Here is a 24,246-nt window from a genome sequence, read left to right as displayed (position 1 = left end):
GATATGAAAACAATTATATATAAAGGGCTGATTATATTATTTTTATCTTGCACGGTATGCTCTTGTACAGAACTGAAAGATGACAGTTATGGTAATGTTGTTTCCTCACAATATAAACCTGAAACAGAAGCTGATATAAGCTATCTGGTAAATGCGGCGTATGTGTCGTGGCGCGAAACGATGTTACTTTGGAATGGTGTGGTGCGCGGTCAAGAATTGTGTGCGGACCAAGATGTTATTCCTGCTCGCGGCAATGGCTGGGTAGATGGCGGCGTGTATAAAAGATGGCATCAACATGCATGGACTACTGATGACGACTCAGTTTTACAACCTTGGTCTCGAACTTATACGGGCATAAATACCTGTAACCGGTTGCTTTCTCAAATAGAAGATGGAGTAATAAATGTAGTGGGTGAGACTAAAGATAAACTTGTAGCGGAACTAAAAGTATTGAGGGCTTCCTATTATTATATCTTAGTTGACTTTTTCGGTAATGTTCCTATCGTTACAGATTTTAAAGATACGTCTCTTCCAGTACAGTCATCCCGAAAAGAAGTTTTTGACTTTATTGTGAAAGAAATCTCTGATAATGTTGCACTTTTATCAGAAACACCAAGGGGATACTATTATGGTCGTTTGACCAAATGGGGGGCTTATACTTTACTTGCCAAAATGTATCTTAATGCCGGTGTATGGTCAGGTTCTGTAGAATGGCAAAAGTGTATAGATATTTGCGACAAAGTGATCGCATTTGCTGAAAGGACAGGTGAATATGCTTTGGAAACAAACCAGAAGGATATATTTGTTACAAAGAACGAAAACTCCAAAGAAATTATTTTTGCTCTGCCTATGGATGAAATTTATGTAACTGACTGGAATGCTTTTGACTTCCATATGTATACTTTGGCTTCGGAGAGCCAAGCTACCTATAATTTTACCAATACGCCTTGGGGGGGAGTTTGTGTAATACCTCAATTTATAGAAAGTTATGATCCGGACGATATTCGTTTAAAAGAGAATTTCATTTACGGACAACAGTATAAATCGTCGGGGGAAATCCTAACCAGAAGTGACAATGGCAAACCTTTTGCTTATGTAAAGGATGTACCTAGCATCGACCAGTCTGATGTGGTGGACGGTTACAGATGGGGGAAATTCGAATACGCATTGGGTATAACCAACCGTTTGAGTAATGACTGGCCTTTGTTTAGGTATGCTGATGTTTTATTGATGAAAGCAGAAGCGTTATTAAGGAGCGGACAGCCAGGTGCAGGTGCTTTGGTCACAAAGGTACGTGAAAGGGCTTTTAAAAATAATCCGGAAAAAGCAATTGTTACGGATGATGAATTAAAAATGGGTAGTGTGTATGATTATGGAAGGCGTGATACTTACCAAACAACTAATGAGGGGGGAGCTGATATCATGTATGGACGAATGTTGGATGAGTTGGGATGGGAGTTTACACAAGAAGGCCGGCGCAGACAGGATATGGTTCGTTTTGGGGTATTTACCCAAAAATCATGGTTTTCACATGATGCAAGTGTAGATTCAAAAAATCTATATCCGATTCCAAATACGGCTATGCTTACAAACTCAAATTTAAAGCAGAACCCGGGGTATTAGTATAAGTGGATCAACTGAGCGAGTAAATAGCCTCGTTTAGATAATAAATGTAAAAGCTGTCTGTGTAAGGCAGCTTTTACTATATTGTCGGTGTATGGCCATATATTCTTCAAAACGTAAGTAATAGTTGTTTAGGGTGCTTTTATTTGGCTTTTGATTCAAAACTATCCTTCTTTTGCATTCTTTTTAGGCTTAATTATTAACAGGATGGCTTATCTTTGTGACTGAACACTAAGTGTTATTAGTGACCGGAACGTAATTTATAAAAAACACTGTATATGAAAAGCCATAAAAGTCGCCTGTTGTCAGCCTTATTCGTATGTATTTCGTGTGTCACTTTGTTGCATGCCGCAGGCAACCCTGTTTCCATCGGCAAGCTGAAAGTGGAATATGCCGAAACTCCTCTGGGAATAGATGTGGAGAAACCCCGCTTCAGTTGGCAGATGGAAGTGGCAGACCATGAAAGGGGATACTTCCAGACGAACTATCAGGTTTTGGTTGCCACTGAGAGAGGGCAACTGGTGTGGGATAGCGGAAAGATAAAGAGTGACCTTTCATTGAACATTGAATACGGCGGTGAGCCTTTGCAACCCACCACCCGCTATGCCTGGCGGGTGAACGTCTGGAACCAGAGAGGCGAACAATCCTCGGCAAGCTCTTGGTTTGAAACCGGACTGATGAGCAACGACTCCGCTTATCAGGGATGGAGCGGCGCCAAGTGGATTGGTGGGGGAGATGAGGACATGGTGCTGTATTCGCATTATCTTCCGGTGTTTAAGCTGAACTTTTCCCTCCAACTGGATGAGGCATCCGCAACTACCCGTGCAGCTCTTATCTACGGTGCCAATGACGAACGCCTGATGGATAAGAACAAGAACCTGTATCATCTGGAAAACCAACCGGATGAATCTTATATCAAGATAGAACTGGACATCGCTCCGCTGACTGAGGGAAGGGAAGCCCTACTGAACATTTACAGGGTGGGCTATCATCCGGACGACAAACGGGATATTCCTTTCAAGAGTTTCCCTGTCCCGCAACACTTGATTAATAAAGACAATCAATATGTCCGGCATGCGATAAGCCTTACATCCGACCTGGGATTTACGAAATTCTATATCCATCGTGCAAAAGGAGAGACTAACCATGCAGAGGCAGGGAGCAATCCGGCAAAGGCGGAGGCTGATGGTGCAAAGTCTGAAATCGGCTCCGTAAATCTGAATCCTTTGGGGCAAGGTGGCGACTTCATCGCCTTTCCGGTAGTGGGAGACCTCGGCTTTGCCGTGCCCGCCGGACAAGCAGCTTCCTTCTCAAAAGTGGAAATTGCCAACCTCAGAAGCCCCGCGCATGTGATAGCAACGGTGAAGGACAGGAACTATCGGGTAGTGGGTGATGCTTCCGGTGCTTTTGAAACGTTCACCCCGAAAGGAAACTCCACTCCGATGCTTCGTACTGTCTTTACCTCTTCCGGTGAGGAAGTTGCCAAAGCGCGTCTGTACGTCACCGCACGCGGCATTTATGAAATCTATCTGAATGGCAAGCGGGTGGGAGACGATTACTTCAACCCCGGAATCACCCAGTACAATAAAACTCATTTATATCAGACGTTCGATGTGACGGAATATCTGCATTCCGGCAAGAATGCCCTCGGTGCTTTACTGGCGGAGGGCTGGTGGAGTGGTGGTTCCACCTTTATGGGCGGCTACTGGAATTTCTTCGGAGACCGCCAGTCACTATTGGCAAAGCTGGTCATCACGTATGCCGATGGACAGGAAAAGGTGATAGTCACCGAGCCCTCCACTTGGCAATACTTCAATAACGGGCCTGTGCTCTATGGCAGTTTCTTCCAAGGCGAAGTGTACGATGCCCTGAAAGAAACCAACGTGGAAGGCTGGAGTACCGTCGGTTATCGTGCATCGGGCTGGAAACCGGCTAAGGAGATTGCTCTGGAAAGCAATATCTGCCGGGAAGGATATCCCGGCGTGAATGATTACTCCGGCTTTGCACTCCTCGGACAGTTCGGACAGACGGTGAAAGAAATTGATGAACTGACAGCTATCTCGGTTGAAGAAGTCCGCCCCGGCGTATTTGTGTACGATATGGGACAAAACATGGTGGGTGTGCCTAAGATTAGTCTTTTGGGCGTGAAGCCGGGAACAAGGATTAACCTTCGCTTTGCCGAAGTGAAATACCCTGATTTGCCCGAATATGCGGGAAACACCGGCATGATTATGCTTGAGAATATCCGTGCGGCCATGGCACAGGACATTTATATTGCCCGGGGCGGACAGGAAACCATCCACCCCCGCTTCACTTACCACGGTTATCGCTTCCTGGAGATAACGGGCATTGACCGGCCTTTGCCGTTGGAATCCGTGAAAGGTGTGGTGCTCAGCTCCATCCATCACCTGGCTTCCCACTACGAAACCTCCAATGCGAAAGTGAACAAACTCTGGGAGAACATCACCTGGTCTTCCTATGGCAACTTCGTCTCCATCCCCACCGACTGTCCGCAACGCAATGAGCGTCTGGGATGGATGGGGGATATTTCGGTATTCTCCCGCACGGCAACCTATCTGGCGGATGTGCCGCAATTCCTGAGGAGGTATCTGCGCTCGGCACGCGACTCGCAGCATGCCGACGGGCGTTTCCCGGACATTGCCCCTCTCGGTATTGGCTTTGGCGGCCTGTTGTGGGGAAGTGCGGGGATAACGGTGCCCTGGGAGTGTTATCAGCAATACGGCGACAAGGCTTTGCTGGCGGAGCACTACGACGCCATGAAGCGCTATATCTTCTATATTCTCGAAAACACAATTGAGACGGAAACGAATCTGATTGTGCAAAACAGAGCATGGGGAGACCTGTGCGACTGGTTGGGCCTGGAAGACGAAAAGAATGATAAGTCGCTCGTATGGGAAGCCTATTTCATCTATAACTTGGAGTTGATGAGCAAGATGGCGGCTGCGCTGGGAAATACGGTGGATGCCGAGTGGTTCAAAGAGCTGCATGCGGCGCGGAAGGACTTCTTCAACAAGACTTATATAGAGCCTGAAACAGGGAAAACCGTCTTCTCAGCCTTCATCCCCGAAAAGAAAGGGACATTTGTAGATATACAAACTTCCTACGTGCTGCCGTTGGCCTTTGATATTATCGACCGGGAAAAGAAGAGTAAGGTAGTGACGAATCTGGCAAAGACAGTTGTCCGCGAGAATACTACCGACAGTGGCAGGCAATGCCCTGCCTATTCCTTAATGACGGGCTTCATCGGTACGGCATGGATTAGTAAGGCGCTGTCCGATAACGGATACACCGATTTGGCCTATAAGCTGTTGCAACAGACCAGCTATCCCTCATGGCTCTACTCCGTAGACCAGGGAGCCACGACCATTTGGGAGCGTCTGAACTCCTATACCCATACGGATGGCTTCGGGGGAAACAATCGCATGAACTCTTTCAACCATTATTCCTTCGGTGCGGTGGGAGCCTGGATGTACGGCCATTCTCTGGGCATACAGCGGGATGAAAACACTCCTGCCTTCAAGCATTTCCTGCTTAAACCGGAGATAGACCCGACGGGGCAGATGACGTTTGCAAAAGGCTATTATGACTCTATGTACGGGCGCATCGAAAGTAGCTGGAAGGTGGAGAACGGGGTGATTCATTATGACTTTACCATTCCCGGCAATACGACGGCTCTACTTTATCTGCCTGCCACGGCGGCGAAGTACATCAGGGAGAACAGGAAGTTTGTCGGTAAAATGCGCAGAGGTATAGAATATATGGGTGAGGAGAATGGAAAGATATTGCTGAAACTGCAATCCGGAAAGTATTCGTTCGAAGTGCGGGAGAAGAGATTGGCTAAGAAGTAATGTTCCCGTAGCGGAAGTATCAGCTTGTTTTGCTGATATATTGCCAATGTTCTGCCATCGTAGTGGCAAGACCTTGCCAACGCTATGGCAAAGTCTTGCCACTGCGATGGCAAAAGTTTGCCAAAGGGATGGCAAAACATTGGCAAAGTATCTACTCCGGAATCGCCTCAGTGTACTGCTTGTCGTCTACCGGTTCGAGCCAGATATTCTTGTTGGTCTGCGGGTTACATTCGATGGCAAGGTGGGAGAACCAACTGTCGGGAGCCGCACCGTGCCAGTGCTCCACGTCAGCGGGGATTTCCACTACATCGCCCGGCAACAGTAGGCGGGCAGCTTCACCGCGTGCCTGATAGTAGCCTTTGCCACCCACGGCAACCAGAATTTGTCCGCCTGTGTGGCTGTGCCAGTTGTTGCGGCAACCCGGTTCGAAGGTTACGTTAGAGATAGGGCAGTTCAGGGCCTTGTTTTGCGTCAGCCGGGCCAGATAGGCCTGCCCTATGAAATACTGTGAAAACATTTCCGGCAGTTTGTCACCTGTGGGAAATGCACTTGTTTGTTCAGGAGATTTCTTTTCCATATTCTGTGCATTTAATGGGTTGTAATAGTTGGGCAATGTCATTGCCACAGCCATAAAAATGAGTATTAACTTCTTCATATCCGTATTGCTTTGAGGTATTAAAAAAGACTTAACCGGAGGAAGGGATGTGGTTTCCTTCTTCCGGTTACAAAGTTACGGCATTCAAAGTTGGGAGGCTGTATACGGATTACTGATTGTTATACCAATTTTACGGAACTGATACTCTTGGAGGAAGGGCAGGCTCTTTTACATATCTTCCATGGATAATCCCATATATTCTACTTGATAATCCTTTAAGCCGGAACTTTCAATGAAGAAACTGCCTTTTGTCCGTAAACGTTCCATATCTATTTTTCGTTTCTGGCGTTTCACTTCAATGATGCGCGCGGACTTCTCTAACTCGTTCAATGTGATAAGGTCTATTTCGTTCTCTCCTTTCCGATCCCAGAAACCGCCTATGCGGGTACTGCATTGCTCTTCCATGAAGCGTGCCGTGAAATATTTCTCTAATGCCAGACCACTGAATATTTCATAATCGCGTTCTATAATCTCACGTAGCATAGTGTAGGAGCCGATCTCAACCATATAGTAATACTTGAAGATGAAGCGGAACCAGAATGACAAGAAGTTGTCGCATAGTCGATAGCGTACGTTTTTGGTTTCTACCTTGGCCAGCAGCGGGATACTCTTTTCGATAAGGCTAAAGTCTTTTTCCAATCGGGACAAGTAACCGCCGAGTTCTTTCTGAACGGCAGCTTCTATTTTGGCACGTGTGTTTTCTCCCCTTGCAATAGCGGCCAGAATAGAAAAATAGACGGCGTAATCTTTTCCGAATTCTTCAACGAGCATATTTTTCCCTTCGGCAATGAAGAGTGAGTCTTCCTGTATCATATAGTCCAACATCTTCTTTTTGGTAAAAATGCCGTTGTCCATAAAGAGTTGTACATACTTTGCCACGCCTCCGGTAAATGCGTATAGAGCGAGTAAATCCTCGTTTGTATAGCGGGCGTGGTGGTCGGATAGAATTAGCTTCAGCACGTCTGTGCGGAAAGGTTTCAGCCGGATATACGCTGTGGCTCTGCCGAATAGCGGTTCCTTGCTGTTCTGGAATATCTTTTGCATCAATGAATAAACAGAACCGCTGAGTAGCAGGTTTATTCGGCTCTTGTCTTTGTTGACATCCCAATAGTGTTGCATTTCGCTGTAAATGGCTGGGTTGATATTGAAGAATTCCTGAAACTCATCAATGATGAGATTGAAGGGATGAGTGGTGGAGTATTCCATGAGAAAGCGGAACAGTTCTGCAAAAGAAGTTACTTGTCCGAAGACGGGTATGTTCAGATTGCGGGCTATGATGGCTTGAAAGTCGGCGATGAGGTCGGCTTCTGCTTTGCGTGCCACAAAGAAATATAGCGTGGGTTGCTCCGCCGTGACATTCAGTAGTAGCTGGGTTTTACCGATACGTCTCCGTCCTGTAATGATAGTCATTTGAGCTTGCAGAAGTGATTTTTGCTGTATCTCCTGCAATTTGGCGGTTTCTTGTTCTCTATCGTAGAATTTCATAATCAGTAGTTTATGTGATTATAAATAAGTTCCGTAATGTACATTACGGAACTGGCGGTTACGGAACAAAAATACAGAGAATAATGAGATAAACCAAATGAGTGGTGCTTTTTCTGAATATACTTATTCTGTATCTGCCGACTTTGCATTCCATACCAGCAACGCCAGCACTACCGACAACAGCGCCGCGCCAATCCAGAACCAGTTGATATAGGTGAAGTCATACGTATCTGTTCCGTTCACTACCGTCTTATGCCCTTCTATCAACACACCGCTCATTACATCCTGTAATCCTGCACCGATGTAGCTGGCAATGCCTACTACTCCGAGAGCGGCTCCCGAAGCATTGCGTGGGGCAATATCAACGGCCATCAGTCCGCCGAGGAAGCAAATCAGTACACCGATGCCTAACCCAAACAGTATCATCGCCAAGGCATCCAACCAGAAGTGTACACCGGGCACCAATAGAAACAAGCAAAGCGCCAATACATTCGTTAATCCGAATATAAGTGCCGGTGCATTGCGGCGTCCTTTAAACAGCTTGTCTGAGATTACTCCGGAAAGCATAGTGCCTATGATGCCACATACCGAACTGATAGAAATAATGAAACTGGCATCCAGTGTTGAGTAACCTTTCTGTGCCTCCAGATAGAATATCCCCCAGCTATTCACCGCATAACGGCTGATGTACATGAATGCACTGCTGAGGGCAAGTATCCAGATTGCCGGATTCCTTAATACAGCTTTCTGCGCACGGTCAAATTCTTTCGTCTCCAATGCACTCATCACTTTCTTTTCTTTCGGTGCGTTGACCGGAGGAAGCCCTTTACTTTCCGGTGTATCGTGGAAGAAACGCCAGATGAGTAATGTGCCTAATAAGCCTACCATGCCTGCACCCAGAAAACCATAACGCCATCCGAGCGCACTCACGATGGAGGCCACAATGATGAACGTCATTGCTTCACCTATGTTGTGGCTGGCACTCCAGAAACCATAAAATGAACCGCATTCCTTGTCTGTGAACCAGCGTGATAACCCTACAACGCAAGATGCTGCCCCCATAGACTGAAACCAACCGCTGATACCCCATAATATGGCGAACAAGATGAACGAGTTCACAAAGCCCAGGCACAAGTTTACCAGTGCTGTCACCAGCAATCCTGTTGACATAAAGCGGTTGATGTTACTTCTGTCTGCCAGGAAACCGTTGGAGAATTTGCCTATGGCATAGGTGAAGAACAGTACAGAGCCAATGATACCTAATTCTGTTTCGGAGAAGATGCCTTCATCCACAATCGGCTTCTTAACGATGTTCAGGCTCAGGCGGCATACATAGTACATACTATATCCGAGGGTTGCCGCAAGGAAAGTGGACCATTGCAGACGCTTCAACCGACGCTTTTGTTCGGGCAAAGATTCCCCGTTACAAGGTGCCGGAGTCGACACCTTGTAAAAATCAATGATATGTTTCAACATGCTTTCTTTTCTTTACTTGTGCAGTTTCTTATCCTTTAAGTATTGCAGCAATATAGCGGGACGGTCTGTCTGAATCAGTTTTGCTCCCTGGTTGATGATCCATCCCCAGCTCTCGTCCGGCTGATGCAGTTCTATGGCACGGTCATCATCATGTCCGCCACAAAGCTCGGGCCAGAGGGAGTTGATGAATATCTTTGCTCCACTGTCGTGAACCTTCTTGATGAGGCGCTGCACTTCAGGGCTGTCGTTATTGAAGACTAATTCAAAAGCCTGTGGCTTCATGTGTTTCAGATACCCGTCTATGATTGCTTCTGCTCCCTCTTTGTGTAACTGGATAACAGGCATGAAAATCATCTTATCCAGCACTTCGCCATTTTCAGCTTTCACTTGTTCATAGGGCAGGCTGGCTTTCATCACACATTGGTCTGCGGTGCCGGTTTTCTTTAGTACTTCATACGCATCTTTGAAGTAGTCATAGCCTTTGTCTACATTTACCATGATCTTGCCTTTACATAGATTCATGACTTCCTCAAAGGTAGGAATCTGATGCCGGGTTTTGATTCCGGCACCATTTTTCAGTCTCATGGCTTTCAGCTCTGCCAGAGTATAATCCTCCGGACTTCCTTTACCGTTCATTGTGCGGTCTATCATTTTATCGTGCATCAGTACCAGGTGACCATCTTTTGTTTTCTTCAGGTCGATTTCCACCATATCTACACCCATATCGATGCAGTTCTGGATAGCCTGCAAGGAATTTTCCGGTGCATTGCGCCAATCGGCACGATGGGAAACAACAAGAATCGATTTAGTCTCCGGTTCCTTGAAGCTCTTTTCTATCTCTTTAAAATGTCCTTGGGCAAATGTTGCCAAATAAGCGATCAGTAATACTGATATTGATAATATCCTTTTCATATTCTATTTTTCTTTTGAGTTTTTTATTCGTTAAAGTTATTTTTTACGGGCGTTTCTCTTGTAGTCTCCACTCCGCATGGACCAACCTTGTTGTGCTCCTGTTGCATGGGTTCTGAGTGCGAATACCTTGCCTGGCTCTGATGATTTGGTAACATCGGTGCAAACGTAGATAAGTCCATTCTTATCAATAACAGGAGATGACCAGATGTTTGCTCCCAACTGAATTTCCTTATAACTCAGTTTTCCTTTTGAATTTAGTACATAGAAGTAGCCTTTTCCGTCACCGAAGTAAATATTTCCGGCATTGTCTATTGCAGGTACCGAACGAATCTGTCCTTGTGCCTTGAACTTCCAGACAGAGGTACCGTCTTCCTGAGTATAGCAAAGCATATCTCCGTCAGAATTGCCTACATACAAATATCCGTCGATACTCAGCGAGATACCGGAATTAGCGAAGGCTGAGGCTGAATATTGTTGCCATTTTACAGTCCCATCCGGATTTACAGCCATTACTATTCCACCATCCGCCGTTTCACCACATAGATAAATGGTGCCGTCTTCTCCTATGGCGGGAACTGAAGTACAAGTCTTTCCATATTCCACAGTCCATCTCTTCTTTCCGTCATTTTTGGCAAAAGCATAAAGTTTACCACTATTGGAACAGATGTATACAGCATCATCGCCTATTACTGGAGTAGATTGCGTAGTCCCTTCACAATCGGCATTCCACTTTTCGGTCATACCCGGTGCCGCATTGATGGCAAATAACTTTTTATTGGCAGAGAAAAATACTGTACCATCTTTATCTATAGCCGGGCTACTGAACTTGGCTGTGGCACTCAGATCAAATGTTCCCAATGGTGCGGATGAACTGGCGGAGAAGGCGTATAGTTTCTTGTCATAGCTGCCCACATAGATAGTACCATCATCTGCTATTGCAGCCGAAGAACGGATTACGTCGCCCGAAGAATAATGCCAGACTTCTGTTCCATTGTTTATTACCCATATATTTTGCCCGCCGCGTGCATTGTTTGCATCGCAGCCCACAACGACATTTCCATGATCGTCGATGGCAGGAGATACATCCTGAAAGCCGCATGGTGTCTGGAATTCCCATGCTATTTCGGGTTCTACGTCAGCAGTAGACTTTTCTTTTACAGTGATAGTCTTACTGAATACATTTGCATTCTGTGTCCCTTGATTATCCCAGACGGATAAAGTCACTGTATATTCTCCGGCCGCAGAGTATTCCGTTATTGGAGATTGTTCTTCGGAAGAACTGCCATTGCCAAAATCCCATGCCCATTGGGCTATTTGTCCGTCCTGGTCGAATGACAAGTCTGTGAAAGCCACAGACTGTCCTTCCTGGACGATGACTTCACTTGCCTTGAAAGCCGCCACCGGTTTTATATTCACTTTATCTTCATCACTGCATGCCATCCATAGAAGTGCAGTCAGTATTATTAATATTGTATTTTTCATTGATGTATCTTTTTAATTGTTTTTTAAATACTCTTTCAGTTCAACGGGATAATCTGTCTGTATGATACTTCCTTCTTTTATCAGAAATGCTTTCACTTGTTTGTAGTTATCCGAAGTCGGAGTAATATTGGTGTTTATATAAATGTTTTTGAATAGGAAAACACCGTTTTCGGATGCTTTGGCCAGAATGTCGTCTGTGAAAGCAGCGCTATTGAACTGGGCAACGGGAAGAGGTTTGCGAATTGCCAGATAATTTTCCAGATCCTGCATTTCGTAGATGACTGGTAAGAGGATGGCGTTTTCATCCAGATTCACCACCTTCTTGGCTGCCGCCACATCATAGACTGTAAACAGTACCTGGGAAAGCATACCATATTGCTTTACCAAGTCGTATACTGCCTTATAATCGGAAATCTTCACATCTATATCAATGTAGATCTTCCCTCTGGCTGTTGACAGGATATCTTTGAAGAGCGGTACTCTTTCCTCCGTCAACTCTCCCTCATGATACAGATTGTACGAACTTAATTCCTTGTAACTCAATTCCGATACTTTTCCGGTGCCATTTGTCGTACGTTCGATAGTGGCATCGTGCATCAATACCAGCTTTCCATCCTTTGACATTCTTACATCCAGCTCTATCATATCAATTTTATTTTCGATAGCCAGGGTTACTGCTTTGATGGAATTCTCCGGTGCATCTTTCCAATATCCTCGATGGGCGCATATCTGCACATGCTCTCTCTTCTGTAATGAAACGGGAATAGAAACCCGCTCACTTTCGGTAACTTCCGGATAGTATACTTCCGAAGGGTCGGGCTCTTCCGGAATAGATGGTTCGTTATCGCTCCCGCAGGCAACAAAAAGAAACAGGGAAAGGAAAAATCCGGTTATGTATATTTTATCTATTTTCATGATTCACTCTGTTTTTATTATTTCCAGTTCGGATTTTGTTCCAGTTTCTTGTTCAGCATAATATCGCCTGAAGGTATTGGGTACAGGTAATCGCGTGTTTCATCAAACTTCTTCGTTATATTCAGGAAACCAACCAGATAGCCTCGTTTCCCTTCTGTCAGTTGAAGGACACCTCCCACTTTGATTTTTTGTTTCGCTTTACTTTCGGGTGCTTTATCGTCGTAAAGCAGAAGATCGGCTGTGCCATCTCCGTCCAAATCAAATTCACCCAGTGAGGGGAAATACATACCTGTGAAATGAGGTTCAAGTAGTTTACCCATTTTCCAGCGCATCAAGTCATCATAGCGGAATCCTTCGAGAGCTAACTCTATGCGGCGTTCGCGTCTGATTTCCAGAATGACGCCTTTATTACTTCCGGTTACGTTGGTGTATTCGCTTGCAAGTATCCCGTCCGGGTTGGAATTGGATGTAGCAAGATTCAGATTTGGCATTCCGGCTCTTACGCGAATCAGCCTTATAGACTTATCAATGTCATCCTGTGTGATTACTCCCAGTTCAGCCTTGGCTTCGGCATAATTCAGAAGAACTTCCGCATAGCGAATGATAGCTACATCCTGATAGGATGCACCATCTCCATCCTGTGCCTCTTTGGATATGAATTTAGCAATCTGGTATCCCGTCATGGAGGCTTCTAAGTCGGGAAGTAATGGTTTGTCGCTGTCAATCCGGGTATATCCCACTGAACGGATTGTCTGTGCCAGACGTTTGTCCCGGTTCTTCATTTCATCCTTGAACTGCATGGTAGCATAATCTGTTTGAGCGGTGAACGGTGTTCCGTTGGCCAACAGATAGGTATTCACAAAGTCTTTGGTCAGCCCTACGTCTTGTTGGGTTTTTGATAGAAAATAATAGTTTGTATTATGCATCTTGTTCAATACCAACGAGTAACGTCTTCCCAAAATAACTTCTGCCTCTTTCAGCTCATCGGAAGCAAACAAGTCCCTGTAATCGACATCGGAATTTCCTGTAGTATATAAACTATAGCCCGATTCATTCATTACTCTTTCCGCTGCTTTATATGCTTTCTCCAGTAGTTTGTCGGCATCGGGAAGATTTAGTTCTGTGTGATATTTACGATAAGTACCTTCGTAGAGACATACGCGGGACAAGAAAGCCAATGCAGTCCATTTGGATATCTGGTCCGGTTTTCTGGTAGTACCCAGACGTTCCACTGCTATTTCCAGATCTTCAATTGTTTTGTTCATAATGAATTCACGTGAATCTCTGGGCTTATATAGCAAGTCTTCATCGTCTGTTTTTATTTCTGTTTCATACCAGGGCACACCACCAAAGCGTTTCACCTTGTCGAAGTAGAACCAGGCTCTGAAGAAACGGGCAACACCTTCATACTTCAGTGCGGCAACTTTGTCTTCACAGCGTGTGTAGTTATCAAAGAAAATATTGATTTTCCGGAGAGCTCCCCAACTCCAGCCACTACTACCGGCTTCGGATGGAATATCTCTTTCCGCACTTCGTTGTTCCATAGGTACATTGCTGTAAAGTATATTATCTGATGTATTATCTCCTCGGACAATATCATTGATTTTCGGAAGATTCTCATAAAACCCATTGGTATACAATTCGAGGTCTTGTGCAGACTTGAATGAGTTCTCCGGCGATATTTCCGCGATTGGGAATCTGTCCATGAATGAGTCGTTGCATGAGGCCATGCCTATGCCTATCATACAAACAGTACAAACTTTTATTATATTGAATTTATTCATAGCTATACTTCTTCTTTAAAATTTAAAATCAAAACCAAAAGCAAATGTCTTGCTGAACGGGTAAGAATTACCGTCTCCCAATTGTTCCGGGTCTACGGTGCGGTCCTCGTTATGTTTGTACAAAGGAGAGAACGTCAGGAGGTTGGTTCCTGAAACATAAACCCGGATGCTGGAGAATCCAATCTTACTACAGAGTGCCTTAGGCAGAGTATAGCCTAAAGTGATATCTTTCAGGCGGACATAAGCAGCATTCTGCAAGTATTTATCAGAATAGACTCTCAACTGGGCGCCTTCATAATTTCCACCTTCGTTGGCCGCATATACAGCCAGACGTGGGAAGTATGCATTCGGGTTTTCCGGGGTCCATGAGTTTTGCTCAATACTTTTAGGGTAGAAATTCTCGTACTGGCGTGTAAACGGTCCCCAGAAGAAACTGTTATCCTTGCCCGGCCACCAGTTACGTTTCAGGACTCCCTGAAAGAATGTTGAAAAGTCGAAGCCGTAATAATTGAATCCCAGGTTCAGGGAGCAAGTGTATCTGGGCGATGTATTACCGATGATGCGTAGGTCACCCGGATTTGCCAAAGTCTGGTCACCCGGAGATATTTCTCCATTGCCATCCAAGTCTTTGAATTTGATGTCTCCTGCTATCGGATGGTTAATGAGGTAGTTACGTTGGATTCTTCGGTTTACTTTCGTTTGGTCTGCATGTTTCAGATATTCCATGTCATCCTGGAAGAACCCTTCAACCGTATATCCCCATATTTCACCCAAGCGTTTACCTACATAAAACTGGTCTATCTGTCCGTCGGGGTTGTCGAATTTGGTAATTTCTGTTACGTTATCGGCTAATGTGAATCCTACTTTATATTCGAACGGCTGGTGTGCCAGCAAGAATTTATCCTGCCATTTCACTGACAGCTCGAAACCTCTTGTACGCAGATTAGCGGCATTCTCTTGTGGTTCGGAAGTTCCGAAAACAGATGGAAGTTTCTTACCTTGGGTCAACATATCTTTTGTGTCGCGTTGATACCAGTCGAAAGAAGTGGAGAACCGTCCGTTAAACAAAGAGAAATCGACTCCAAAGTCAATGGTCTGAGATTTTTCCCAAGTGAAGTTTGAGGAGATGGCATCAGGAGTAGTCAGGTAACTCATGTATGAACTGTCCATCAGGTAATCCCCTTGCGTGACTTTCATTTTGGCTATATAGTCGTATGGACCTACGTTTTGATTGCCCAGTGTCCCATAGGAAACGCGGAATTTCAAGTTATCCATAACGGATTTCAATGATTGGAAGAATGGTTCTTCACTTATGCGCCAGGCAAAAGAACCGGAGGGGAAAATACCCAGGCGTTTGTTATGGGGGAACTTGGAGGAAAGGTCGAAGCGTCCGTTGAACTCTAATAGATAGCGTCCCAGGTAGTCGTAGTTCAGGCGGTAAAAAGCGGCACGGATAGCCCATTCATCAGCATTTCCCTGAACCTGTACATTTTCTCCTGTGGCGAGGTTGAAAGAACCCAGTTCTTCGGATGCGGGTGAACTGCGTCTTGCAACGCTGCGCTCCCAATGTCTCCATTCCTGGTTGAATCCGATCATTGCCTTTACATCGTGTTTCTTTGCAAAGAGGTGGCTGTATGTACCGAAGGCATTGACTGCCTGATACATAGTTTGCCAATGCATCTCCTTATAGAGTGATTTGTTAGGCATATAGCGGCTTGTTCCCTCACCATTGGGTTGGTTGGTGTGTGGAGTTGAAACCAGTAACAGTTTGGAAACGGGACTTCCTTTACGGAAACTATAGTCGGCATTCAATACTACATCCTTGATGGGAGTAAACTGCAAAGCAATGGTGTTTGAAATGTCATGCTCCTGGTCAAGTCCCTTGCTTTTCCCATAGGTCAGGTCGGCAAATGTGCCGTCTGCTATGTCACGGCCGGGAGTGTAGGCGCCGTTGATAAGAATAGTACCATCCGGATTTCGAGGTAAGAATACCGGGGAAGCGTGGAAGGTATATTTTCTCCAATCCTCACTGTTATCGCTTCCACCTACATTACGGTTGTTGGTTGCCGGATAATCGTAATCACTGAAATAGATATTGGTGGAGTTGGTTATCTTGATAGAGGAGGTCAGCTGGAAATCGATCTTGCTGCGTAAAGTATAACTTTTCAGTTTATCGGGGTTGATTCGGTAAATACCTTCTCTTGAATAGAATCTTCCGGAAAGATAGAAACGAACTTTCTCGCTACCACCGGAAATATTCAGGTTATGCTCCATGGAGGGCTGGTTATTCTGGAAGATATAATCCCACCAATCCGTATTTCCGTAATGTACATAGCGTTCCACGCCGTCTACTGTTTTTATCAGTGCGGAAGGGAGTGAAGGGTCTTTCTTGCGGGCTTCCATATAGGCATAGTCTTCTTCAGTGTATCCTAAGTAGGTACTTGTGTTTTCCAAAAGACTTAACTTATCGCTCAGGCGAGCCCATTCCAGACCGTCTGTGATAAAATTGTCTGTATTGATAGTGGGATTGCTCCAACCGAAGTGATTGGAATAATTCACCTGTATTTTTCCGGCATTCGGATTCTTGGTCGTGATAAGTACTACACCAAAAGCGGCACGGGCACCATAGATGGCGGCAGAAGAAGCGTCTTTCAGTACAGATATGGATTCGATATCTTTGGGATTGATATAATTCATATCACCTTCTACGCCGTCGATAAGTACCAAAGGCTTTCCGCCGTTTATGGAACCTACGCCACGTACATCAAAGGTTGCCTTTGAGTTTATGGAACCATCGCTGAAGGAAACATTCAGATTGGGAATCATTCCTTGGAGTACTTGCCCGGCATTGCCACTGACGCGGTGCTCTATTTCTTTCGAGGATATTTGGTCTACGGCACCGGATAGATTTGCTTTCTTGGTGGTACCGTATCCTACCACCACCACCTCATCCAGCATTTCACTATCCTCTTTCAGCGTAACTTTGGTGAGTTCTTTACTGGATGCGGGATAGGTCAAGGGCTGATAGCCTATATAGGAAATGTTGATTGTGGAGTTTTCAGGTACATTTGCCAAGGTGTAATTACCGTCTATATCGGTGATGGTACCATTGCTGGTTCCTTTTACTACAATGCTGGCACCAATTACCGGTTCGCCCGACTGGTCTACAATCGTTCCGGTGATCGTCTTAGTCTTCTGATTCACAGCCTCCTTCTGCAACAGCACTACTACATTGTCTTTCTCCATTCTGTAAGTAAGTTCCTTTCCCACCAGCACTTTCTGCAAAGTCTGTTCAATGGTGGCATTGCTTACGTTGAAGGAAACGGGCTGATCGAGACCTGCCAGTTTTTCATTGTAGAAGAACTTGTAGTCGCTTACCTGCTCAATCTTTTTCAGTGCGGCACGCAACGGCGTGTTTTCCACAGTGACGGTGATCTGCGAGAAAAGACTGAGTGATACACTCAAGAACATAGTGAGGCAAAGCACCCGCATAGTTCTTAGATTCTTTGGTTTCCTGTTTTTCATATCAAATAAATTAAGTTGGTTTGATAGGTATACAGGCTTCCTTATGCCGCCGTCCAAGCGGCTTCTCTCTTTTAACTCACGTTAACAAACTAACGGCTACTTCTCCTTTAATATAATGACCGAATCTTCTACTTCGTAGTGGAACGGGGAGGTCAGCATTATAATATCCAGAGCATTCTGTATACCACCACCGGGTATTGTTCCGGTAAACCGCTCTTCTGCAATTCGAGGTGAGTCGATGCGTATCGTGACGTCGTAGACCCGTGAAAGGGCTTTCATGATATTCTCCAGAGATTCGTTCTGGAAGTACAGGTTGCCCTTCGTCCAGCTTACGTAATCGTCGGGATAAACTTTTTCGGTACTCAGTTTGCGGGTGGACTTGTTATAGTTTATCTTTTCTCCGGGGCTTAGGGTGGTAGAAGTGGATGGCGTGTGGATACCTACTTTTCCTTCCAGCAGAACGACGGTCACATCCTGGTCGTTGCTGTAGGCGCAGACGTTGAACACCGTACCCATTACTTTAACTTCCAGTTCGCCCACCTGCACGATGAAGGTACGGTGAGTGTCGTGTGCCACTTTGAAGTAACCTTCTCCTTCCAATTGTACGCGGCGTTCGTTTGTTCCGAAGTCGCTCAGATAGCTGAGTTGGGAGGCGGAATTCAGGATGACGTCTGTACCGTCGGGCAGAACTACAGTGGCTTTGTCGCCCTTGTCGGCTTTCACAATGAAGGGTGAGTGGGCTTTATCGGCATTAGAGATACTCAGGATATTGTAAGTGAAGAAGGCGATGCAGATGGGAATGCAAATCATAGCCGCCCACCTTGCCCAGGCGGGAACCAATGCTTTGCCCGGAGTGCGCTTCACGGTCTCTTTAAGAACTTCCGTCTTAATCCGGGCAAACATCTTATCGCGCAAGGCGGGACTGATGTCGGCGGCGGACTTCTCAAACTCCTTCTCCCACCATCCTGCCAGTTGGGCATTGTTGCGTATCCATCCTGCCAGTTCGCTGATTTCCGCTTCTGTGATGTCTCCTGCGAAGTATTTTTCGGCTAAGTTCTTATAATATTCTTTTTCCATCTTCTCTTACTTATTTCTATATGTGTATACAGTTACTTTCATTCTCTTGTCCAACTGTACCGTTATTATTGCATTTCGTTAACAAAAAAGGCCCATAGGATGAGAATCAGCTTATCGTAATGCTTAATGAATTGTTCGCGCATGAACTTCACGGCAAGTGATAGTTGGGTGGCAACGGTACTTTCCGAGATGTCCAGCATCGCGGCTATCTCCTTGTTGGTGTAGCCCTGACGTTTGCTGAGCAGGAAAATCCTCTTGCGCGAAGGGGGGAGTTCTTCGGCCAATGAGTCGATGTAGTCGTTCAGAAAGCGCAGGTCGGTGTTCTCTTCCGTTTGGCAATCGCGTTCGGAACTGCTTTTCAACAGGTATTCGGTATAGATGTATTCCACCGTCTGATGCTGATACATATTCATCGACATATTGCGGGCTATGGTGCAGAGGTAGGAGATGAAGTTTTCAGCCGGGTCTATCTTCTCCCGCACCTCCCATACGCGGATAAATGTTTGCTGCACCACCTCTTCTGCCATATACTGATTGCCGGAGGAGATGCGCATCATGAAGTTGTACAGTTTGCCGCTATACAGGTTATATAACTTCTCGAATGCTGGGAAAGAGCCTTCGGTCAGTGATTGTAACAACTCACTTATTTTATCGTTTGCAATCATGTGATTATTGATTTAGGCTTCAAAGGTATGCCTTGTACTTACGGTAACGGGTTACAATATTATTAATAATTTCCGGAATATCCGAATAGTAGTAGTGCTTTTTAACTACAGCACATTTTGCCAACTGGTTCCTATAGTCTGATTTGCAGCGATGCAGAAATGAAATAAATAATATGTAGCACTATGAATATCATAAGGAAAAGAGATGATATGAGACAAAATGAATGTCTGGCTTGGCGAGTAGGGGGAGTATATCTGGCGATAAGGCATAAAAAAAGGAGTACCGCTGTACTCCAACCTTTGTTAACCTTAAATCTAATACTATGAAAAAAATCACATGACAAATGTAACAGTTTACTATATTCCTTCCAAATCATAGCTTCTGTTTACTGTTTCTTTTAGATTTCTTTCACGGATATTCACTGTTTTCGCACACGAGTTGTCTTTTTGATAGTATGCTGATGTGCTCAACTCCGTGCGAGGTCCGTGCCTTCTCTGTACTTGCTCCGTATCTGCTCCGTGTTATCTCCGTATCTGCTCCGTATAGGGTCCCCTTTTTACGGACTTGGTACGGTCTTGGTACGGGCCTGATACGGTTCGGGTATGTACCTGATACTTCAATGGAGTAAATAAATAGTATAATTATTCAGTTGCAAGGGCTTCATGATTATCTGTAAATCCTGCATTCAGGGAGGTATATGTAACTACAATCACGAGAATGTTTGTCGCAAAGTTGCAAATATGTTTCATTCGTTTCACAGAACCTTTCACCCCCTGAAAAGAGTTATAGAATCTGTATTTATTTAAAATTATATGATATACTTTTGCCTCTATACAAAGCAAAGTTATGAGGGTTCGCGTCGGTTCATATATACTCTTAATACTCTTTTTTTTGATATTAGGAAAAGAAGAGGCGCGCGCTGAAAGATACGCGGCGAATGCTGATACTTGCAAAGTAGAAGACCGGATGGTGCAACCCGAAACGTGGGGGAGAGTTTATCAATGGATAACGAACGACCCGCAAGTTCCGGACCGGGAAGAAGTCCTGACGTTGATAAAGTATCACTACGGAGACTTCGGGAAACTGATGAAGTTGTTGCGCCGGTTGAATGAAGGTAAAGCCTGGAGCTATTTATCGGAATATATATTTCCGAGGATAGAGAAGGCGAGAGAGATAGAAAATGATTTGTTCATAATAAAATTGTCGTTGCCTGCAGATAGTCTGCCGATACTGAAAATGGAGCCAGTGCCTGTTTCCGCTGCAATAGAGAATAAGAAAAAGAGAGAATTTAAAAATAGGACGGTATTAGCTATAAAAAACAATTTGCTGTATGATTTGGCACTGGCTCCAAATTTGGAAGTAGAATTGCCCGTAGGACGACGGTGGTCTTTGAATGTTGAATATAAATGTCCCTGGTGGTCGGACAATGCGCGTGGCTTCTGTTATCAGCTTCTTTCGGGAGGCGTCGAGGCACGTGTTTGGCTGGGAAACCGCAGGAAGCGCGACCAATTGACGGGACATTTCGTGGGGGTATATGCCGAAGGGGGAGTGTACGATTTCCAATTGGATAAAGATAAAGGGTATCGGGGCAATCATTATGCAGCTTCCGGTCTGACTTATGGATATAGTTGCCAACTGGCCCGTTATCTGGCTCTTGAGTTCAGCGTGGGCATAGGCTATCTGGAGACGGAATACCGCAAGTACACCACTTACGAAGAAGATTTGATTTGGACAAGTAGCGGGCGCTATCATTTCATTGGGCCTACGAAAGCCAAAATCTCTTTGGTATGGCTCATTAAGCGTAGGAGGTGAAGGCTATGAGGAATAGGATGTATATGTTTCTTTTGCTTCTATCCGGACTATCGGTGCTCTTGACGGGATGTAGCTTCAGAGACATGCTGGATGATTATCCCGTCAGTGGGGTACAGATAAAGTTCAACTGGGAAGGAGTGACGGACGAACTGCCCGAAGGTATGCGGGTCATCTTCTATCCAAAGAGCGAAGAAGGGAGAAAGGTGGAGAGTTACCTGTCGGTGGAAGGAGGCGAAGTGAAAGTGCCTCCGGGATATTATGACGTGGTGATTTACAATTATAATACGGAGTGTGTGCAGATTCGCGGCGATGGAGCGTATGAAACGATTGAAGCTTATACGGGATATTGTTCGGGTCTTGACACAAGCGAGAAAATGGTGTGGGCACCCGACCCTTTGTATGTAGTAAGTATGAATGATATGAGAATAGAAAAGAGTGAGGATGTGTTGTTGATGGAATTCCAACCACGGCTGGTGGTCAGGCACTATTCTTTTGAAATAAAGGTGAAGGGATTGAAGAATGTAGCGAGCATTGTCTGTAATGTGGATGGGATGAATGGTTCTTATTGTATGAGTGATGGTACTTGTACGTCCAGCATTGCACCGATTTATGTAGAGGCCAATAGAGGGGATGATGTGTTACGTGGCAGTTTCTCGGCTTTCTCTGCACCGACATTCACAAGTACCCGCGCAGGCGGAGAGGTGACGATGAAGCTGTTGCTGATAAAGGTAGATAATACGGTTCAGGAGGTTAAAGTAGATATTACAAAAGCTGTAGCTCCACCACCACCTCCTTCGGGTGGGGAAGAAGAACCGGAACCGGAGACAGATATAGAGATACCGATTGATGAAGAGATTGAGGTGGACGATGTGGAGGTGCCTCCAGGAGGTGGCGGAGGCATCGGAGGTGATGTGGGAGACTGGGATGATGAGACGAATGTGGAGTTGCCCGTAGAATGAAAATAAAGAAATAATATATTAACTTATAAAACAAACGGTTATGAAGAAAATTTTATTGGCAGCCGTTGCTGCTTTGGCAATCGTAGGTTGCACACAGAATGAAGAGATTGAGAAGGCTGGTGAAAAGGCGGAGATTAACTTTAAAACAATTGTAAGTAAGACAACGAGGGTAACTCCAATGGATACTGACAATTTTACTACATTTAAAGTAAATGCCTATAATACAGAGACTACAGAAATGGGTACTGAAGTTTCTTTTACAACTAGCTTCATGGATGAAACTATAGAGAAAAAAAATGGAACTTGGGGAGTTACGAGTAATGAAGAATATTATTGGCCTATGACTGGTAATATTCAGTTCTTTGCATATTCTCCGGCAACAAATGTCAAAAGTTATACGGCAGTTAAAGGTTATCCTACATTCTCTTACACTGTCCAACCTGTTGCTACGCAAGAAGACTTATTAGTTGCCAAGGCTGAGAATACTACTAAAGAAAAAAATGGAACTAATGGAGTAAGCTTAGCTTTTGCACATATTTTGACTCAGATAAATTTTTCAGCTAAGTTGGAGGCTGATGCTACTTATACAGTAACGAAGATCGAAATTTCAGGTGCAAATGAAACAGGTACATTTACTTATGGAGCTGCTGCCCTGACAGGAGTATGGACTGCTACTTCCGGAGTTGCTTCTTATGTATATGATGGAAAGTATGATGCTGTTGCAGCAGAGAATGTTGTCAGTTTTTCAACGGGTGCTAATGCACTGATGTTATTGCCACAGACTTTATCTGCTGATGCAAAAATCTCTATTACTTATTCTGTTGTAAAAGGTGGTACTACTACTTTCAATGGAACTAAAGACGTTTCTTTGTCTGGCCAAAAATGGGAAATAGGAAAGAATTTACGGTATACTTTGGAATTATCTTCTGATGCCACAGCGGTAACCTTTAAACCGACAGTTAATGAATGGGGTACTGAAGAACCGGGTACTATTACTCCTCCCGCTGAATAATCTTTTATAATCCCCATAATTCCCCTCCCCTAAGACTTTCCCTTTTAAAAAGTCTTAGGGGATTTTTTTGTATCTCAGCAAAATATTCATATTTTTGTGGCACAATAGCAAACAAAAACGTTCAATCTACAATGCATGATTACTCTTCCTGCGGGGCGACCATACTATGTCAGGAATGTCCGAGGGCTGTGGACAACGCCATAATATACGCTTCTCATTCCAGAGGCTTCCACCTTCCAGCTCAAAAATGCGAAGAAAACATCATGATTTTCCTGTTGAAAGGAGAAGTACTTATCAACAGTCAGGAGTATGCCGGAACCGTGTTGCATGCCGGAGAATTCATTCTTCAAGCCATTGGTTCAAAGTATGAAGTCCTTGCCCTGACAGATGTAGAATGTGTTTGTTACAGTTTCAACCAGCCGGAACAATTCTGTGAAAAGCGTTATAAGCATATTATGGCAGAGGTAACCCCTCCGCTCATCTTCTCCCCTTTAAAGATAATCCCTGAGCTGAATTTCTTTCTGGAAGCTTCGAAGTCCTATCTTGCAACAAAAAGAATTTGCCGCGAACTTCTTTCCTTTAAAAGGAAAGAACTTGCTTTCATCCTCGGACAATTTTATTCGGACTACGACCTCTCCATGCTGGTGCATCCACTTTCCAAGTACACCTCCACTTTCCAATATTTTGTCCTGCAAAACCATGCCAAAGTGAAGACCGTGGAAGAACTTGCCCAGTTGGGCGGATACACCACCACTACTTTCCGACGCATCTTCAACTCTGTTTTCCACAAACCTGTTTATGAGTGGATGATGGAGAAACGCAAAGAAAGCATCGCCTATGACCTTCGTTACTCAGAAGCCACCATTTCCGAAATCTGCTATAAATATGGTTTCGAGTCTCTGCCCCACTTTTCTAATTTCTGCAAGAAGAACTTTGGTTCTTCTCCCCGTGCCCTGCGACAAAAGCAATCAGTATAAAACTCCGGTAAGACAGT

Annotated in this window: 15 protein-coding genes and 1 pseudogene; 6 read left to right on the top strand and 10 right to left on the bottom strand. The window is 44.8% G+C overall.

Going from position 1 to position 24,246, the window contains the following annotated elements; genetic code table 11:
- Positions 1-3: 3 nt before the first annotated feature.
- Both QZ135_RS06220 and QZ135_RS06215 read left to right on the top strand, forming a co-directional pair.
- Entirely contained in the window at positions 4-1,623 is a 1,620-nt protein-coding gene (locus tag QZ135_RS06220) for a RagB/SusD family nutrient uptake outer membrane protein (protein WP_291550460.1), read from the top strand.
- A 278-nt stretch (positions 1,624-1,901) separates the two neighbouring features.
- Positions 1,902-5,492 carry an alpha-L-rhamnosidase gene (locus QZ135_RS06215; protein ID WP_294606859.1) on the top strand — a complete coding sequence of 1,197 codons (3,591 nt, stop codon included), beginning with the start codon at positions 1,902-1,904 and terminating at the stop codon, positions 5,490-5,492.
- 163 nt (positions 5,493-5,655) lie between these two features.
- On the opposite strand, the pseudogene QZ135_RS06210 reads toward QZ135_RS06215, so the two are convergent.
- The 10 genes and pseudogenes from QZ135_RS06210 to QZ135_RS06165 form a co-directional block, all read right to left on the bottom strand.
- Positions 5,656-6,123, bottom strand: a pseudogene (locus QZ135_RS06210) (cupin domain-containing protein); the annotation flags it as partial.
- 192 nt (positions 6,124-6,315) lie between these two features.
- The gene (locus tag QZ135_RS06205) at positions 6,316-7,632 is read right to left on the bottom strand and encodes an ATP-binding protein (RefSeq protein WP_294606857.1); all 1,317 of its coding nucleotides are present in this window, start codon (positions 7,630-7,632) and stop codon (positions 6,316-6,318) included.
- A gap of 123 nt (positions 7,633-7,755) precedes the next feature.
- Positions 7,756-9,108, bottom strand: a complete 1,353-nt coding sequence (locus QZ135_RS06200; protein ID WP_294606854.1) for an MFS transporter — start codon at positions 9,106-9,108, stop codon at positions 7,756-7,758.
- A 12-nt stretch (positions 9,109-9,120) separates the two neighbouring features.
- Positions 9,121-10,020: a glycerophosphodiester phosphodiesterase family protein gene (locus tag QZ135_RS06195; protein WP_294606852.1), complete on the bottom strand. Its 900-nt coding sequence runs from the start codon at positions 10,018-10,020 to the stop codon at positions 9,121-9,123.
- 36 nt (positions 10,021-10,056) lie between these two features.
- On the bottom strand, positions 10,057-11,502 hold the full coding sequence (locus QZ135_RS06190) for a PQQ-binding-like beta-propeller repeat protein (protein ID WP_294606850.1): 1,446 nt from the start codon (positions 11,500-11,502) through the stop codon (positions 10,057-10,059).
- A 12-nt stretch (positions 11,503-11,514) separates the two neighbouring features.
- Positions 11,515-12,417 carry a glycerophosphodiester phosphodiesterase family protein gene (locus QZ135_RS06185; protein ID WP_217713019.1) on the bottom strand — a complete coding sequence of 301 codons (903 nt, stop codon included), beginning with the start codon at positions 12,415-12,417 and terminating at the stop codon, positions 11,515-11,517.
- Positions 12,418-12,434: 17 nt separating this feature from the next.
- Positions 12,435-14,201, bottom strand: coding sequence for a RagB/SusD family nutrient uptake outer membrane protein (locus QZ135_RS06180; RefSeq protein ID WP_294606847.1), 1,767 nt, complete (start codon positions 14,199-14,201; stop codon positions 12,435-12,437).
- Between the two features lie 15 nt (positions 14,202-14,216).
- Positions 14,217-17,726 carry a TonB-dependent receptor gene (locus QZ135_RS06175; protein ID WP_294606845.1) on the bottom strand — a complete coding sequence of 1,170 codons (3,510 nt, stop codon included), beginning with the start codon at positions 17,724-17,726 and terminating at the stop codon, positions 14,217-14,219.
- Between the two features lie 96 nt (positions 17,727-17,822).
- The gene (locus QZ135_RS06170) at positions 17,823-18,803 is read right to left on the bottom strand and encodes a FecR domain-containing protein (RefSeq protein WP_294606843.1); all 981 of its coding nucleotides are present in this window, start codon (positions 18,801-18,803) and stop codon (positions 17,823-17,825) included.
- Positions 18,804-18,868: 65 nt separating this feature from the next.
- A complete protein-coding gene (locus QZ135_RS06165; RefSeq protein WP_294606841.1) occupies positions 18,869-19,468 on the bottom strand; it encodes an RNA polymerase sigma-70 factor in 600 nt (199 codons plus the stop codon).
- 847 nt (positions 19,469-20,315) lie between these two features.
- Here QZ135_RS06165 and QZ135_RS06160 point away from each other — a divergent pair.
- The 4 genes from QZ135_RS06160 (at position 20,316) to QZ135_RS06145 (ending at position 24,229) form a co-directional block, all read left to right on the top strand.
- Positions 20,316-21,281, top strand: a complete 966-nt coding sequence (locus QZ135_RS06160; protein ID WP_294606839.1) for a DUF3575 domain-containing protein — start codon at positions 20,316-20,318, stop codon at positions 21,279-21,281.
- Between the two features lie 5 nt (positions 21,282-21,286).
- Positions 21,287-22,240: a DUF5119 domain-containing protein gene (locus tag QZ135_RS06155; RefSeq protein WP_294606836.1), complete on the top strand. Its 954-nt coding sequence runs from the start codon at positions 21,287-21,289 to the stop codon at positions 22,238-22,240.
- 40 nt (positions 22,241-22,280) lie between these two features.
- Entirely contained in the window at positions 22,281-23,252 is a 972-nt protein-coding gene (locus tag QZ135_RS06150) for a fimbrillin family protein (RefSeq protein ID WP_294606834.1), read from the top strand.
- Positions 23,253-23,383: 131 nt separating this feature from the next.
- Positions 23,384-24,229: a helix-turn-helix transcriptional regulator gene (locus tag QZ135_RS06145; RefSeq protein WP_294606832.1), complete on the top strand. Its 846-nt coding sequence runs from the start codon at positions 23,384-23,386 to the stop codon at positions 24,227-24,229.
- Positions 24,230-24,246: the final 17 nt, after the last annotated feature.

This window comes from uncultured Bacteroides sp. (assembly GCF_905207245.1).
GTDB lineage: Bacteria > Bacteroidota > Bacteroidia > Bacteroidales > Bacteroidaceae > Bacteroides.
The sequence above is the reverse complement of the archived record's forward strand: the minus strand, read 5'-3'. Positions and strand labels throughout refer to the sequence as shown.

What these genes read in the sequence shown, in the direction of transcription:
- QZ135_RS06190 (WP_294606850.1), bottom strand. Translation starts at nt 11,502, where the DNA reads ATGAAAAATACAATATTAATAATACTGACTGCACTTCTATGGATGGCA.
- QZ135_RS06195 (WP_294606852.1), bottom strand. Translation starts at nt 10,020, where the DNA reads ATGAAAAGGATATTATCAATATCAGTATTACTGATCGCTTATTTGGCA.
- QZ135_RS06155 (WP_294606836.1), top strand. Translation starts at nt 21,287, where the DNA reads ATGAGGAATAGGATGTATATGTTTCTTTTGCTTCTATCCGGACTATCG.
- QZ135_RS06145 (WP_294606832.1), top strand. Translation starts at nt 23,384, where the DNA reads ATGCATGATTACTCTTCCTGCGGGGCGACCATACTATGTCAGGAATGT.
- QZ135_RS06200 (WP_294606854.1), bottom strand. Translation starts at nt 9,108, where the DNA reads ATGTTGAAACATATCATTGATTTTTACAAGGTGTCGACTCCGGCACCT.
- QZ135_RS06185 (WP_217713019.1), bottom strand. Translation starts at nt 12,417, where the DNA reads ATGAAAATAGATAAAATATACATAACCGGATTTTTCCTTTCCCTGTTT.
- QZ135_RS06170 (WP_294606843.1), bottom strand. Translation starts at nt 18,803, where the DNA reads ATGGAAAAAGAATATTATAAGAACTTAGCCGAAAAATACTTCGCAGGA.
- QZ135_RS06165 (WP_294606841.1), bottom strand. Translation starts at nt 19,468, where the DNA reads ATGATTGCAAACGATAAAATAAGTGAGTTGTTACAATCACTGACCGAA.
- QZ135_RS06150 (WP_294606834.1), top strand. Translation starts at nt 22,281, where the DNA reads ATGAAGAAAATTTTATTGGCAGCCGTTGCTGCTTTGGCAATCGTAGGT.
- QZ135_RS06220 (WP_291550460.1), top strand. Translation starts at nt 4, where the DNA reads ATGAAAACAATTATATATAAAGGGCTGATTATATTATTTTTATCTTGC.
- QZ135_RS06215 (WP_294606859.1), top strand. Translation starts at nt 1,902, where the DNA reads ATGAAAAGCCATAAAAGTCGCCTGTTGTCAGCCTTATTCGTATGTATT.
- QZ135_RS06205 (WP_294606857.1), bottom strand. Translation starts at nt 7,632, where the DNA reads ATGAAATTCTACGATAGAGAACAAGAAACCGCCAAATTGCAGGAGATA.
- QZ135_RS06160 (WP_294606839.1), top strand. Translation starts at nt 20,316, where the DNA reads ATGAGGGTTCGCGTCGGTTCATATATACTCTTAATACTCTTTTTTTTG.
- QZ135_RS06175 (WP_294606845.1), bottom strand. Translation starts at nt 17,726, where the DNA reads ATGAAAAACAGGAAACCAAAGAATCTAAGAACTATGCGGGTGCTTTGC.
- QZ135_RS06180 (WP_294606847.1), bottom strand. Translation starts at nt 14,201, where the DNA reads ATGAATAAATTCAATATAATAAAAGTTTGTACTGTTTGTATGATAGGC.